General features: G+C 39.7%; 18 protein-coding genes. 5 read left to right on the top strand and 13 right to left on the bottom strand.

Going from position 1 to position 14,286, the window contains the following annotated elements; translation table 11 throughout:
- Both P767_RS15475 and P767_RS0102700 read left to right on the top strand, forming a co-directional pair.
- The coding region (locus tag P767_RS15475) for a histidine phosphatase family protein (protein WP_051417024.1) at positions 1 to 409 on the top strand (409 nt) is incomplete at its 5' end.
- Positions 410 to 494: 85 nt separating this feature from the next.
- Positions 495 to 1,274: a hypothetical protein gene (locus tag P767_RS0102700; RefSeq protein WP_026763307.1), complete on the top strand. Its 780-nt coding sequence runs from the start codon at positions 495 to 497 to the stop codon at positions 1,272 to 1,274.
- On the opposite strand, the gene P767_RS0102705 is transcribed toward P767_RS0102700, so the two are convergent.
- Positions 1,271 to 2,500: an alkaline phosphatase family protein gene (locus P767_RS0102705; protein WP_037351582.1), complete on the bottom strand. Its 1,230-nt coding sequence runs from the start codon at positions 2,498 to 2,500 to the stop codon at positions 1,271 to 1,273. The genes P767_RS0102700 and P767_RS0102705 overlap by 4 nt on opposite strands.
- A 95-nt stretch (positions 2,501 to 2,595) precedes the next feature.
- On the opposite strand from P767_RS0102705, the gene katG reads away from it, so the two are divergent.
- The 3 genes from katG to P767_RS0102720 all read left to right on the top strand — a co-directional run bounded on the left by katG (position 2,596) and on the right by P767_RS0102720 (position 6,615).
- Positions 2,596 to 4,818 (top strand): catalase/peroxidase HPI, encoded by a 2,223-nt coding sequence (gene katG / locus P767_RS0102710; protein ID WP_026763309.1) that lies wholly within the window; start codon positions 2,596 to 2,598, stop codon positions 4,816 to 4,818.
- A 97-nt stretch (positions 4,819 to 4,915) separates the two neighbouring features.
- Positions 4,916 to 5,545, top strand: a complete 630-nt coding sequence (locus P767_RS0102715) for a peptidylprolyl isomerase (RefSeq protein ID WP_026763310.1) — start codon at positions 4,916 to 4,918, stop codon at positions 5,543 to 5,545.
- Between the two features lie 83 nt (positions 5,546 to 5,628).
- Entirely contained in the window at positions 5,629 to 6,615 is a 987-nt protein-coding gene (locus P767_RS0102720) for a PAS domain-containing protein (protein WP_026763311.1), read from the top strand.
- Here P767_RS0102720 and P767_RS15480 read toward each other — a convergent pair.
- The 12 genes from P767_RS15480 to P767_RS0102785 all read right to left on the bottom strand — a co-directional run bounded on the left by P767_RS15480 (position 6,576) and on the right by P767_RS0102785 (position 13,597).
- Positions 6,576 to 7,025, bottom strand: coding sequence for a YybH family protein (locus tag P767_RS15480; protein ID WP_051417026.1), 450 nt, complete (start codon positions 7,023 to 7,025; stop codon positions 6,576 to 6,578). The genes P767_RS0102720 and P767_RS15480 overlap by 40 nt on opposite strands.
- A gap of 102 nt (positions 7,026 to 7,127) precedes the next feature.
- Positions 7,128 to 7,646, bottom strand: a complete 519-nt coding sequence (locus tag P767_RS18595; RefSeq protein WP_216593189.1) for a peptidase dimerization domain-containing protein — start codon at positions 7,644 to 7,646, stop codon at positions 7,128 to 7,130.
- A complete protein-coding gene (locus P767_RS18600) occupies positions 7,607 to 8,146 on the bottom strand; it encodes a zinc-binding metallopeptidase family protein (protein WP_026763313.1) in 540 nt (179 codons plus the stop codon). Before P767_RS18600 ends, P767_RS18595 begins: the two co-directional genes overlap by 40 nt.
- Positions 8,143 to 9,102, bottom strand: coding sequence for a Fic family protein (locus P767_RS0102740; RefSeq protein WP_026763314.1), 960 nt, complete (start codon positions 9,100 to 9,102; stop codon positions 8,143 to 8,145). The genes P767_RS18600 and P767_RS0102740 overlap by 4 nt, the downstream gene beginning before the upstream one ends.
- Before the next feature lie 37 nt (positions 9,103 to 9,139).
- Positions 9,140 to 9,490, bottom strand: a complete 351-nt coding sequence (locus P767_RS0102745; protein ID WP_026752099.1) for a hypothetical protein — start codon at positions 9,488 to 9,490, stop codon at positions 9,140 to 9,142.
- 5 nt (positions 9,491 to 9,495) lie between these two features.
- A complete protein-coding gene (locus P767_RS0102750; RefSeq protein WP_026763315.1) occupies positions 9,496 to 10,734 on the bottom strand; it encodes an alpha/beta hydrolase family protein in 1,239 nt (412 codons plus the stop codon).
- 10 nt (positions 10,735 to 10,744) lie between these two features.
- Entirely contained in the window at positions 10,745 to 11,278 is a 534-nt protein-coding gene (locus P767_RS15485) for a hypothetical protein (RefSeq protein WP_051408573.1), read from the bottom strand.
- 1 nt (position 11,279) lies between these two features.
- A complete protein-coding gene (locus P767_RS0102760; RefSeq protein WP_026752097.1) occupies positions 11,280 to 11,702 on the bottom strand; it encodes a phosphate-starvation-inducible PsiE family protein in 423 nt (140 codons plus the stop codon).
- 92 nt (positions 11,703 to 11,794) lie between these two features.
- Complete coding sequence (locus tag P767_RS15490) at positions 11,795 to 12,244, bottom strand: helix-turn-helix domain-containing protein (protein WP_051417028.1); 450 nt, start codon at positions 12,242 to 12,244, stop codon at positions 11,795 to 11,797.
- Positions 12,245 to 12,254: 10 nt separating this feature from the next.
- Positions 12,255 to 12,587 (bottom strand): type II toxin-antitoxin system HigB family toxin, encoded by a 333-nt coding sequence (locus P767_RS0102770; RefSeq protein WP_026763316.1) that lies wholly within the window; start codon positions 12,585 to 12,587, stop codon positions 12,255 to 12,257.
- Between the two features lie 392 nt (positions 12,588 to 12,979).
- Positions 12,980 to 13,351 (bottom strand): putative toxin-antitoxin system toxin component, PIN family, encoded by a 372-nt coding sequence (locus P767_RS15495; RefSeq protein WP_051408569.1) that lies wholly within the window; start codon positions 13,349 to 13,351, stop codon positions 12,980 to 12,982.
- Positions 13,352 to 13,381: 30 nt separating this feature from the next.
- On the bottom strand, positions 13,382 to 13,597 hold the full coding sequence (locus tag P767_RS0102785; protein ID WP_026752095.1) for a hypothetical protein: 216 nt from the start codon (positions 13,595 to 13,597) through the stop codon (positions 13,382 to 13,384).
- Between the last annotated feature and the right edge of the window lie 689 nt (positions 13,598 to 14,286).

A 14,286-nucleotide genomic window follows, 5' to 3' on the forward strand; every position in this document is an offset into this window, starting at 1 on the left:
CAGGGCCAATCCGGATTTAAGTGCAGAGGGTAAACAAAGGGCCATTGATCTGGCAACTTATTTGCAAAAAGAAAATATAGCACAGATCCTAAGTACCGATACCAAACGTACAGTGCAGACAGCTGCTCATATAAAAGCGCCACTGGAAATTTATAATCCAAGAAGCATACAAATGGTTGTAGAGAAAATTAAATCTACCTGGAAAGGAAAAACCATTTTACTGGTAGGGCATTCCAATACTGTGCTGGAAACCATTGATGCGATGGGAGGAAACAGACCGGTTGCATTATTAAATGATGAAGATTATGATTATATTTTTAAAGTAGTGATTGATGATGCTGGTAAAGCTACTGCAACGGGTTATCAGTTTGGAAAGCCACATAGGGGAGGTACATCTACAATGCGATAAGATGTAGATGTCATGCGATAGGGCTTGCCATATTTTAGTAGTAAATTTGTGTTGTTATTTGGGTAAGAAGGAATAATATTCGTTTATGAAAAGAATTGTTTTAGGTATTGTTATCATGATTGTTTGCATGAGTTTCATGCAGGAAGATAATTTTTATGTTATTTACATGAAGGGGAATGCCCTTAATACCGTTTCCAACAGGGGAGTGAGACTGGGAGATGCTTTAAAGCCTACTGATAAAATTCTTTTGCAGGATGCCAATTCTAAACTGGTACTGATTCACGCCAAAAAAGGCAGAATGGAAATTACACCCAAGTCTGCGGGGAAGGACCTTACGGTTAAAGATCAGGTGGCTGCCATTCAGAGTGATTATAAAATTGTTTCTCGTCCCATTAATTACGAAGGCTATAATCCCAGAACTTATTTCCATTCACCTGAAACCAATCAGCGGGTACTATTGGTGATGGGGGTTCCGTTGAAAATCATTCCTTTTTATAAACTCGATTCTCAAAACTTTTTCTATTTAACCTGGGAAGACAAGGGGCAGCAGATTGTGCGTAAAATTCCTGCATCTGACAGAGGTATTTATTTTAATTCATCTGTGTTCGACAATGCCAATCAGTTTGTAAACGGACAGAAAGTAAAGTTCTGTTATCAGCACTATGAATATGGTATGTTAAAGAATGATGTACTGGCAGAATTTGTTCCCGTCATTGCTCCTTTAACAGAGATCAACAGACAGATTTATTTAATTAAAAAGTTCAGCGGACAGAAAGAGCCTCGTGTTATCAATGCTTTGATTACGGCGCACCTGAACGACAACTACGGTAAAGTAGGAAGTGAATACCTGCACAGCATTCGCTAGCGGTGCCAATGAATATTCACGGCATTGTGTTTTCCTTGCAATACATATTTGGCAAATGTTTTTCCCGGGGGGATTGGAACTGTTGTGTTCTCTTTTGCAGACCCTACTTCTTGTAATAGTTCATACTCGTCTTTGCCACCTTTGGAAAAATCATTGGTATAGCTTACCCATATTTTTATTTTGTCTTTTGGTTTATAAGATTTCCAATGTAAGGTTACGCTATCTGCAGTTGCATTTAATGTAGGATTTGAAACAGATACCGGCCCCAAAATAGGTACCCCATCCAACTCAAATAAATTGTCTAAAGGAATTTCAACTTGCTGAAACCTGGCCATGGTGGGCAGCAGGTCAACTATGGCTGGAATGTTTTCTTTGTAGTAGGCATTGGTATTGTTTTTATTGGCAATTATCCAGGTGGTTCTTTCTGCATCGGATTGACCTCCGTGGTTTTTTCCTGTTGCGGAATCTCTGCCATGGTCTGTAGTAAGAATGAATAACCAGTCTTCCTTGTAATTTTTTTCTCTGAAGTTGATGGCTGCAGCTATTTTTCCCATCTGCTCATCCAGTTGTAAAACAGCTTTGTCCATTTCATTGCCGAATCCATGTCTGTGACCTATATCGTCTGTGTGTTGTAAATAAATCCACGAAAGATCAGGACCTGCAGTGCGAATGGTACTGTCCGCTTTGTTAATTACATGCTGGTCTATCAGATAGGTATAATTTGCCTGTTTGTCGTGAGGGAATTGCAGGGTATCCAGCTCATATCCATCAAATGAATAGTCCACTTTGAGGCCTCCGGTTGCAGACAGTCCTTCTCCAATTAATTTGGTTCGGTTGTCCTGCCAGGTAGAGAAAATAGCGGTGGTTTTCTGAGGGTATTGTTCTTTCAGAAACCTAAACAGGGTATAGTAAGCGTAATTCGGGTTTTTGATATTGTTGTCCACTACATTGTGCTTATTGGCCCAGGTGCCCGTTATCAGGTTGTTGTAGCCAGGTGCCGAAATAGTGGGTGTCTGGTTGTAGGCGTTTTTAATCCCCCCGACAAAAGCCCTTTTATACAAACCTTTAGAGACAATCCGGTGAAAGTTGGGTGCTGACGATTTTTCTATCAATTCTGCAGGGATGCCGTCAGCAATTACGAAAACAATTTTGGGTGTTCTTTGTTGAGCAAATAGGTTATGGAAAGTAAAAAGGGTAAACAGAATGCCTATTGCTTTTTGGAACATATCAACCTTAAGTTTTAATTAAAAATAATCCTTGTCAATGCAAGATTCAGTGTAATTTTGCACTCGATTTTAAACCGTAAAAATCAAATCAATATATGGAAAATAACCCAATGAATGCAGGTGCTGAAGCCAAGTGTCCTTTTACAGGCGCTACTGCTAAAGCCGTACAATCAGCTGGTGGTGGCACCAGAAACCGTGACTGGTGGCCCAATCAATTAAAGCTGAATATTCTTCGTCAGAATTCAAAGCTTTCCAATCCAATGGATGAGTCTTTCAATTACGCAGAAGAGTTCAAAAGCCTTGACCTTGCTGCAGTAAAAAAAGATTTGACCGAATTAATGACCAATTCTCAGGATTGGTGGCCTGCCGACTATGGTCATTACGGCCCATTCTTTATCCGTATGGCATGGCATAGTGCAGGTACTTACAGAACTGCTGATGGCAGAGGAGGAGCTTGTTCCGGTACACAACGTTTTGCGCCTTTGAATAGCTGGCCCGATAATACCAATTTAGATAAAGCCCGTTTGTTGTTATTGCCTATCAAACAAAAATATGGCCGCAAATTATCATGGGCAGATTTAATGATTTTAGCAGGTAACGTAGCATTGGAATCTATGGGCTTTAAAACCTTTGGATTCGGTGGTGGTCGTGAAGACGTGTGGGAACCTGAAGAAGATATTTACTGGGGTTCTGAGCGTGAGTGGTTGGGTGACAAGCGTTACACCGGCGACCGCGAATTAGAGAATCCATTGGCTGCAGTTCAGATGGGTTTAATTTATGTAAACCCTGAAGGTCCTAACGGCAATCCTGATCCACTTGCTTCTGCACGTGATATCCGTGAAACCTTTGCCCGTATGGCCATGAATGATGAAGAAACCGTTGCATTAATTGCAGGTGGACATACATTCGGAAAAACGCATGGAGCCGGAGATCCAGGTAAATATGTAGGACCTGAGCCTGCTGCTGCCGGATTGGAAGAACAAGGTTTGGGTTGGAAGAATACTTTCGGAACCGGTAATGGTGAATACACCATCACCAGTGGATTAGAAGGTGCGTGGACTACCACTCCAACCAAGTGGAGCAATAACTATTTCTGGAACTTATTCGGATACGAGTGGGAATTAACCAAGAGCCCTGCCGGTGCTCATCAGTGGATTCCTAAACATGGTATGGGTGCGGATTCTGTGCCTGATGCACACAATCCAAACAAGCGCCATGTGCCTGTAATGCTAACTTCTGACTTAGCATTAAGAGTTGATCCTGCTTACGAAAAAATTTCCCGTAAGTTTCATGAGAACCCTGACTTGTTTGCAGATGCATTTGCTAGAGCATGGTTCAAGTTAACGCATCGTGATATGGGACCTAAGGCTTTGTATTTAGGATCTGAAGTACCTGCTGAAGAATTGATCTGGCAAGATCCTATTCCTGCAGCTACTTACAAGCAAATTGATGCAGCAGATATTACTGCATTAAAAGCAGATATTTTAGCAACCGGATTAACTGTTTCTGAATTGGTTTACACTGCTTGGTCTTCTGCGGCTACTTTCCGTGGATCAGACAAACGTGGTGGTGCCAACGGTGGCCGCATCCGTTTAACTCCTCAGAAATACTGGGAGTCTAATCAACCCGCACAATTAACCAAAGTGTTGGATGCATTGGAAGGTGTTCAAAAATCCTTTAATGCAAAAGCCGGAGACAAGCAGGTTTCTATGGCAGACTTAATTGTCTTGGGTGGTTGCGCAGCCATTGAAAAAGCAGCGAAAGATGGTGGATACAATGTGTCTGTTCCATTTACGCCTGGCAGAACCGATGCTTCTCAGGAACAAACTGATGTTGAATCCTTCTCTGTTCTAGAGCCAATTGCTGACGGCTTCAGAAACTATGCAAAAGGTAAGTACACTGTTTCTGCTGAAGAATTGTTAATTGACAAAGCACAATTGCTAACCCTGACTGCACCTGAAATGACTGCATTGGTTGGTGGTATGCGTGTGTTGAATGCCAATTACAATAATACCAAGCATGGTGTATTCACCAATAAGCCTGGTGTATTGAGCAATGATTTCTTTGTGAACCTGTTAGACCTGGGTCATACCTGGGCTCCTGCGAATGATCATAAAGATGCATTTGAAGCTCGCGACCGCAAGACAGGTGCGGTTAAGTGGACAGGTACCCGTGTTGATCTGGTATTTGGTTCTAACTCTGAACTACGCGCTATTGCTGAAGTATACAGCTGTGCAGATGGCAAGGATAAGTTTGTAAAAGACTTTGTTGCTGCATGGAATAAAGTGATGAACCTTGACCGTTTTGATCTTAAGTAAATTTTAGTTGTGTTATTATACAGGGCCCCGGGATTTTTCCGGGGCTTTTTTGTTGGGGATTGCTTGTTATATTTGAGTAAGAACATTTTCGCATTGTATGAAAACCAGCATCCTTATTTATTTTTTCAGTTTTTCATTGTTGCTTACCAGTTGCGCCAGATCCGTTTTTAAAGAGAAGTGGTTAAAGGAGGAAGCACCTGCCACTTATGTGGCAAGATTTGAAACTACTAAGGGTGTCTTTGATGTGGAAGTGTACAGAGAGTGGTCTCCTTTGGCTGCCGATCGTTTTTATCAGACGGTAAAGCATCGCTTTTACAACAATACTTTGTTCTATAGGGTAGTGCCCAATTTTGTTGTGCAGTGGGGGAATACCGATACGGCAGTGTATAAAAAATGGGCAGCGAAAAAATTGCCGGACGAACCGGTTAAGCAAAGCAATTTAAAAGGGTATATGAGCTATGCCAGAAGCGGAAAGGAAACGAGAGGCAGCACCCTTTTTATTAATCTTGCCGATAACAAGCGATTAGACACTTTAGTAGCTGGTGGAGTTAAAGGATACCCGCCCATTGGTAAAGTTATCAGAGGTATGCAGGTGGTGGATTCATTGTATTCAGGTTATGGGGGAGCAACCATGTCTAAATACGATACCCTCCAGAAATATCCGGAATTGTTTATGAAACAGTTTCCTAAACTGGATAAGATTCAAAAGGCCTATTTGATTAAATAGGGGGGGCAGCTTTAAGGGTAACTTAATTGAACATATTAGGATTTCTGAATTATAATCTCCTATATTTGATTACCCCAATATTCATGACTCAAACTGAAATAGCTAATCTTCCTCCTGCTTTTTTGCGTAATTCTGTTACGTATTCAGTGGTTATAACTGATATGGAGGGGAATTATAGTTATGTGAATGATTTATTCAAAAAGAGATTTGCTTTTCTAGGGATTGATTTTATTGGTAAGCCTTTCCAGGTTGCGATGCACCATGGCGATGTGGACAATGCCATCGCTGTTGTTCACCAATGTTTTGCTTTCCCAGATCGGGTTTTTCCTATTGACATTCGAAAGCCCAGTAACAATCATAATGAATTTCACTGGACTCAGTGGGAATTTTCCTTGCTTAAAGATGCTGTTGGTAATCCTATAGGAATTTTGTGTGTGGGGCACGATATTACTGAGGCGCAACGGGTGAATCAATTGCTACGTCTCTCTGAAAGCAAATTAAGGGCGATTTTGGACAGTACATCTGATAATTATGTGTTGATTAGTCCTGAGTACAAAATTTTATCCTTTAATAAACAGGCAAGCAGAATGGCCGAGCTTGTTTTTGGCAAACCGTTGGAAGTGGGTGCCAATATGGATGAATTTGTTTTGCCCATGGATAAGGTTGATTTTTATGCCGACACCCGACGTGCATTAAATGGGGAGTGCTTACATTTTGAAAGAGAGATTTTTTATGGTGAAGAGAGCTCCTGGATAGAAGTATATTATGTGCCTGTTTACGAAGAAGATGGAACCTTAGTGGGCTTTACATTCAATAGCATTAATATTTCAGAAAGGAAGTCCAGTGAGTTGAAAATTCTTGAACAGAATAACCGCTTAAAGCAAATTACCTGGCAACAGTCCCATGAATTGCGCAGACATGTAGTTAATGTAATGGGGCTTTATAATATCATAAAACTGGATGAAAAAATAAGTGCCGAAGAAAAACTTCAGCACTTAGACGATTTATTAAAAGAGGTAAAAGAACTGGATTACATCATACATTCTATTGTTTCAATTAGTTTAGGATAATTATTTCTTTTCCATTGGCCATTTACTTTTTTCCAAAGCACAATAAATTTCTCCTGACTAACAATCTGGTCCTTAACATAAATAGTTACACCACCTTCTTCAGCTAATAAATCTTCAGTGCCCCAAACTTCGCCTGTTTTTAATTCAACTTTTGTTACACCTGATTGGATGATGCCTCCAAATACCGATTGAATGGCCGCTTTGCCTTCTGCTGCAGGCATGCCAGTAAACATAAGTTTGGCATCATCGGTGTACATATTGGCAAGCCCCACTGAATCGTCTTTTGCAAATGCGTTCATGGTTTGCTGATTGGCTGCTTCAATTTCTGTTTTGGCTTTAACCAAGTCAAAAGCAGGTTTAGCTGCTTCATTGTTTGCTGGTTTACAGCTGAAGAACAACGTTGATGCCATTAGGCTTGTCTTCAGAAAAAGAAAGATTTTTTTCATTGTTGTTTGGTTTAGATATAAAAGCTAATCATAATTCCAAACAAAATGATAAAATAGCGGCAGAATCTAACGCATCATCATCAGTGCCGCCATAGTCTCAATAGCCTCAAAGAAATTCTTTAAACGGATGTTTTCATTTTCCGCATGCTGGTTGTTGTCGTGATTGGCAATGGGTAGGTCCATTGGCGTCCGTTGCGCATTCATGCCATTATTGTCTGCCTGCACTTTAATCAGTTTGGCATATTGCTTACGTTCTGCTTCGGTAGGCTCTTTATCCGTTACATGATAGCCCTGTACTTTAATATGATCAATTACTTTTTGCTGTTGTCTTTTCCAATCGTTACCCAAAACCAGTCTTAAGTCTAAAACGGCTGTAGCATAAGTGGGAATTTGATTGGAAGCCAGCTTGCCAACATTACCGCTCTGAATACCATTGATGTTCAGTGATGGCAGGTTGATCGATTCTCCCAAAGACAGGCCCTGCATTTCTGGCGCGTTAAATCCCAACTCTGCTTTCATTTGCTCGTCTACATGTGTGTCTCCTCTTACCCCAAATACAATTTTTTTCTTGCCACTCTGGTGCACGGGGCCATCGCAGATGACCCATAAATGCGGTAATCGGGTAGGAAGCTTTTATTATCCGTAGGGAAGGGAATGGGCTCTCCGTTCTTATCAAGTGCGTTGGTGTATAGCCTGGGTTGAAAAGGTTGTAGCCCTTTGGCCCATTGCGCAGGGTTCACGGGTTGTCCATCGTAATGTGCATAGAAAATCAAAGTCTGCGTTGCACCCGGCGTGTTCACTTCGCCATATACCACGGGTGGCGTGTTGGGGGTATTTGCTTCCAGTAGTTGCACTTTTTGTATGCCTCTTTGCTCCATCATGCGCATAATGAACTCCGTATTGCTTTTGAGTCCAGCGGCATCATTGGCTGTATTGGGTATGGAGAGAAAGTCTACATACTCTTTCATGATGGCTGCTGTATTCTCTTCCCTGTATTTACGGATGGAGATTATTTCAGGGGTTTGAGAAAAACTACTTGTTGACATCGCTAATGCGAGGAGGGTGAGGGGTTGTTTTCTTTTCATGGATTAAGTCGTTTATAAAGCGTTTTGTTCTTGTCACCAGTCTTTAGAATATTCTTTTCTGCTGCTGCTTTATTTAAATCCCTGCTCGCCGTTGCCGTTGAAATAGACTTGAAGAATTGTAAATAGTCTTTTCTTGAAAATTCCTGAACATCTGTTGATAGAAAGATAAGCATTCTATCGTCACTGGTCAAAGGCCCGGTTCTTTCTTTTAGTAATTCATCCAATGCATGGTTAATGCTTGTTAACATGAATTCTATGAACAGGGTAGACTCACCTTGCTTATCACTATTTGCCAAAGCTTTGTAATAGGCTTTTTGGTTTTTACTGATGATGGTTTCAAATGGCAGGAAATCTAATACTGGAAAGGCTTTTAATAATAAAAGGGTTTGCCAGAGTCGGCCCATTCTGCCATTTCCATCCGTGAAAGGATGAATGAATTCCATCTCATAATGAAAAACACAGCTTTTAATGAGAACATGATCTTCGCTATCCTTTAGATAAAGAAAAAGATTTTTCATCAGGAAGGGTACGTTTTTAGCAGGTGGCGCAAGATGTGCCACCTGATTTCCCTTTACAATACCTACACCAGATTTTCTGTATTGACCAGGGTGGGGAACCAATCCCTGCATCAGTGTTTTATGTGCTGATAAAAATGATTTTTCTGAATTGGGTTTTAGGGACTCCATTCTGTTGTATACCTCTATTGCATTGTTGACCTCTTTGATGTCTTTAAGTGGCCCAAGTACTCTCTTGTTTTCAATGATAGCGGTAACCTGTTCAATGGAAAGCGTATTACCTTCAATGGCTAATGAAGCCTGAATGGTTCGGATTCTGTTTTTCTTTCTTAATTCAGGTGCTTGTTTAACCAGCATAGAGCCATTAACTTCCCCCATTTGTTGAGAGATGTCTGCTATGAGCTGAATAATTTTGGCATTAATGGAATAAGGCGGCTGCATTTGATAGTATCATTTGATACTATCAAATATACGTTTTCTAAATAATCTCTGCCCAGAGAATTGCATGGAAAGCAGGTTTTCTCTTTTGGGTATATTCTGCGTTGTTGTAAATCAGATCAATTTTTTTTGAATCACTATCGTAATTCACCAGCCACGGTGATACCAGTGTATCTGCCAGGGCAAGGGTTAGGTGGATTAAAACTGTCGGGTCTTCTGTCGGTACTATTTTTTCAAGATGGATGGCGTAGGAGTCAGCAAACTTGTGATAGGGCTCTATCAATTGCATGCTGGTGCCATTGCCCAATGTTTCTATGATTTCATTGGCCAACGCTTCGGCGGATTCAATGTTTTGTTGATTCTGTGTAATGATGGTGAAGAGTAAGGGCATATAGCTTATTTCAGAAATCCATCAAACCAGGGCTTCACGTGAATCAGCGAATAAATATAAGTAGCTCTGTGGTCTGCTTTCGGCCCTGCGGAAATAGCTTTGGTATTGCTCCCTCCGCCCAAAACCTGATGCGTGCCTTCGGCCAAACGTGCAATGTAAACGGGAATTACTTCATCGCTTTCTCCGTAATAGTTGGTTAATGGAGTGCGGCATCTCCATCTGTATGCCTGCATTTCTTCCAGTCTGGTCCAGAATGCATCATTGGCCATGGTGCCGGATGCTTTAAATTCATCCGTAAGCATTTCGTAGGCTTTTGATTTGGTTTTTGAAAAATAGGTTTTCCAATCAATTTTATATTCATAAAAATCCTTGGCTACCTGATAGTATTCTGGTTTGATGGCTCTTGCTGCCAGGCCTGGAAATTCATATTGGTCTTTGGCAAAGATGAAGTTGGTAGCACATCCGGGCAACCATATTGCATCGGTAGGCTGGTAATTGTTCAACCATCTGTTCACTGTAACGGCTGCATCCAATGGTGCACTGGCTGTTCCAGCTGCAGTAACAGGAATATTCAATTCCTCCAGTTTTCTTAAGAAGGTCATATTGGTCCAGCCACCTTGTGACCAGCCGTGTACAAACAATGGCCCTTGTTTTATTTTATTGGCAGTTAATACCTGCTTTGCTGCAAATAACATATCTACGCAAGCCTGTTCACTGCTCTCTTTTACCAGGTAAGAATTTGGCTCAGTTGAAATACCTAATCCAAAATAGTCAGCTCCGGTAACAATGTATCCCTGAGAAGCAAATACGGCAACCATGAGCTTGGTTTCCATAGACTCATCAATAAAAGAGGGAACTTCTGTTTTACCAAATACAGTACCATGCTGATAGGATACAATCGGCATGGAGTCTTTTCCATTTTCCGGAATGGCTACCAGGCCGGAAGCCACGGTGGGCTTGTTGCCTTTCTCTGGTATTACTGAGTTGTATTTAACCCTGTATAATTTTACCGGGTATTTGGGTGCGGTGAATTTTCCTTTGAAATTTTCGAACGGCATAGAAGAACCATTCAGAAACTCACTTAACTCCGCGTTCAGTATTTTATTTAGTTTGGCTACGTCGTATGTGGTAATGTATTGGTAATGCACACTGCTGCCTGCATCCTGGTATTTGCCGGATGTTTGTGCATTTAATGAAATGGTTAGTACCATTAATAACAGGTACTGTGTAATGAACTTTTTCATTGTTGTTTATTTAGTATTGATAGCAGAATGCTCTCTTTATTTCTTGTATGGCACCCCAGCTTTTGATGAGTCCATTGTAAACGGTGGCTCGTTCAAAGCTGATGAGAATGAAAGGGTATTTTTGTTTGGCTGCTTCTCTTTTTAAATTTTCAGCAACTTTAATATTACCAGAGTAAGCAGTATGGAGGTTGAGGAAACGAGTGCGTGCACTTATTTCGCCTTTTCTTTTCAGGCCGGCACTTTGTTCCTTGTCTTCAAGTATAATTACTTTCTCCCAGTCTTCTTCTCCGTTAATGGTTACTTTGTCAGTTAAGGTTTGTACTCTACCGGATCCAAAATGAATTTTCTCAATGGCGTAATGGCTGATTTCGTGTTCCGACTTTTCATTTTTGTATTTGAACGTTACCATAAAGTGGTTCACATTCACTACTTCTCCAATTACTTTGCTGCCATTGTGCATGATGAGCGTGTCCTCCATGGCATAAGCTTCCTGAGTAAAGAACAGGAGGAACAGACTGGCAATTAAAATTTTGTACTTGTGCATATTAATCTTCGCTTTCCTTGCTAAAGAAGAAGAAGGTAATTCCGATTGCTACTAATATAGCACTAAGCCCTAGTAACATTCTAACATCCAGGTGATCCAGATCGAGGGTGATGATTTTATTGGAAATAGCAATGGCGGCTATTTTTAAGATGGATTTGATTGGGATGTTCTCGTGATTGAGCAGAAGGGTGATTGACTTGAAAAGTTCGTGACCCACTAACATTACCAGTAATAAGCTAAAGAGCAAGTGTAAGTCGTCTACTTTAATCAACAGGTAAAAAGGATCGGCAGATGCCATTGACTGGAAGAAAATCATGATAATATGACCTGTTCCCAGGAACATAGCCATTACCAAAAGCAGTAATAATACCAGGATGATGTAATTGGAAAAGTGCTTTAACGACTTGACTAGTTTTTCTTGCATGGTTAGAGTTAGTTAAGTTTTTTTTAAGGTGGCAAGATATCCTTTTTTTAGGTAAAAAAGGGTGAATGGTTAAGGGGGATTTTAGGGGGTGATTAAAGCGCTCTTGCTATTTTTCTGGCTGCGGGTCGTTTTTTTATAGTTCTTATTTTGATAAGTGGAGTTGGTTTTAATGTATAAGGTTTATTCAATGCTTCCTGACTGATTTTGAATTTTTCGGATAGAATTCGAATAGTTTCTTTGGATAGTCCTTTTTTATATTTCAGCATATCTGATACCAGACCTTCACTCACATTTAGCAATGTTGCGAGATCAACAGCTTTCATATTATGCTCCTGCATTAGGTACTTTATCAACTCAATAGGATCAAGGTCGTCAAATGTGTTGTGTAGATTGTCATAAGTCTCAATCAGTAATTCGAGCAATTCTATTTCATCCTGAATTGCTTTGGTTTTTTTGTTGCTATCTACCAATGCTTCAAGAATATTACAATACTTATAGTACTGTGCATCGGTTTTAATCAGCGTATAGGGAAGAGTTGGCATTGTCAAAAAATTAAAAGTCGTTTACTGTATATTGGTTACCTCTTTTACAAAGTTTTGTGTATTCAGCATGTGTTCCAATCCACTTTATTGATAAATGAATTTTAGTTACTCCAAATTGATACTTACAAATAATCCTATAATTATTACCCCCTAAATCAAAAACAACCCTATTAGTCCCACCCCCTAATAAATCAGCTGATGTAAATGTCTCACATATGTCTCCTGGTTCATTCCAATCAGCGATTTTAATAGCATAAAGCCATTGCCTGAATGAATTTCTGCTACTAGCGTATTGGGAGCTGAAATTTTCAAGTGTTTTTCTTTTTATAAGCCTAACTCTCATAGACTCTGGTGTAAATGTAATAAAAGTTCACAAAAAGTGAAGTTTTCGTAAAATTATTTTTTCAGGTTTGAAGCTAGGATTTACTTGGTGGAATTGATTAGGTGTTTGTACTTAAGGGGTAGGGGGGATTACAAACGCCTCCCAAACTACATATTGGTATCGCTGCTGTTTTTGAAAATTTCGAAATCCAGCTGGTGGGATTCTCCAATTGGCACAGCGTCATTGAATTCTTTTAATTCCCCCTGCATGGATATATTGACGATTGAGTTGTAAATGGATTCATTAACTCCTATTAAAGTATTCAGTGCTTCTTTGATGTTTTCCTGGTAGTGGTTGGGTTTTAAAGGGTTAAGGGGGGATTAAAGCTGTTTTTTTATAAAAGCAATAAACAATTATTGTAATTCTAAAAACGAATTAATTTTAATGATTTGACATTTTCCTATTCTCTCAATTGCCAAAAGGTCATTATCCCCTGTCAACAAATAATCTGCTTTTCCTGATTTTGCTAGATTCAATAAAAAGTTGTCTTTGGGATCTCTGCACAGATTTAAATTATGTTTGACTTCAATTAGTTCTATAAATGGTTCTAGTGTTGTTAACATCTCTTCAAGAGAATTTCCGGTAAAATATTTTTTTAATTTTGGTTTAGATATAGTTCCTGCAATTTCATCTAGAAGCTCTGTACTAAAAAGAATTTTTATTTTTTTGAAAATAGTAATTCGTCTAAGAGAGTTATTTTGTTTGAAATAATAAAGCTGATCCATAGATTGGTATCAATAATGATTTTAATAGTCCTATTTTTTGCCATAGCGCTTTGCTCTCACTTCTTCCACCATTTGAGTTATTTCGTTTAAACTTGGTGCAGAATTTGCATTTTTTCTCATCTTTTTAAGATAAGCTTTCAGGTTTGTCGCTGGGTCTTCATTTACTTTAATTAGATTTAACTCCTGCATCCCTTTTATAAGCTTCAAAGCTTTGGGGTTAAGTATTTCTATTGTTAATGCTTCCATATTCCGAATTTACAAATTTAATTTGAGTTTTAATTGCGTGCGGTTTAATAAATAGTTCAATGGCGGTGTCTACTTGTGTAAGTGTAGATTCCGGAGCATGTTGACCCTTCATTCCGTTTGATGCTCACCCCCCATTCCGGGATGTTCACCCCACCTTTTATTTTTCTAAATTAATGCTGGAATAGGGTGTTTTATTTTTATTCCGGCATGTTGACCCCTCTGTTATTTGTTTTATCGAGTCGGGGATGTCTCGTCCTAAAAAAACCTTACACATTTAAAAATTAATCCGGGTATTACTTTACAGATGTTAGTTTCAGAGTTCATGATCTGACATTTTAGGTTTAATTAATAAGTGTCGTTACTAAAATTTAACCCTAATTGTCAGATCAACTCTTAACTTCTACAGTTGATGCGAGGTAGGATGTTCAATGAACTATTTCATCCGCCATTGAGCCAAACGCTTGTTATGCCCTGGTGTTTGGCTCGTCTGTGTCTCGAACCCTTTGTCAATATTAAGTTTTTCAACTACCTGTCCGAGTGTTTTTGTGTCGGTTAGAGGGTTGTATTTTTTAAAATTTTTAGGAGGGAAGGAGATTTTTAATTTTTTCTCTTCAGGGTGGGACAGGCATACTCTTTGGCTGCTTTGGCTTGAGTGTTGACTTACGGGGCTTGCCAATGTGTATTAATGT

Source organism: Sediminibacterium salmoneum NBRC 103935 (assembly GCF_000511175.1).
GTDB lineage: Bacteria > Bacteroidota > Bacteroidia > Chitinophagales > Chitinophagaceae > Sediminibacterium > Sediminibacterium salmoneum.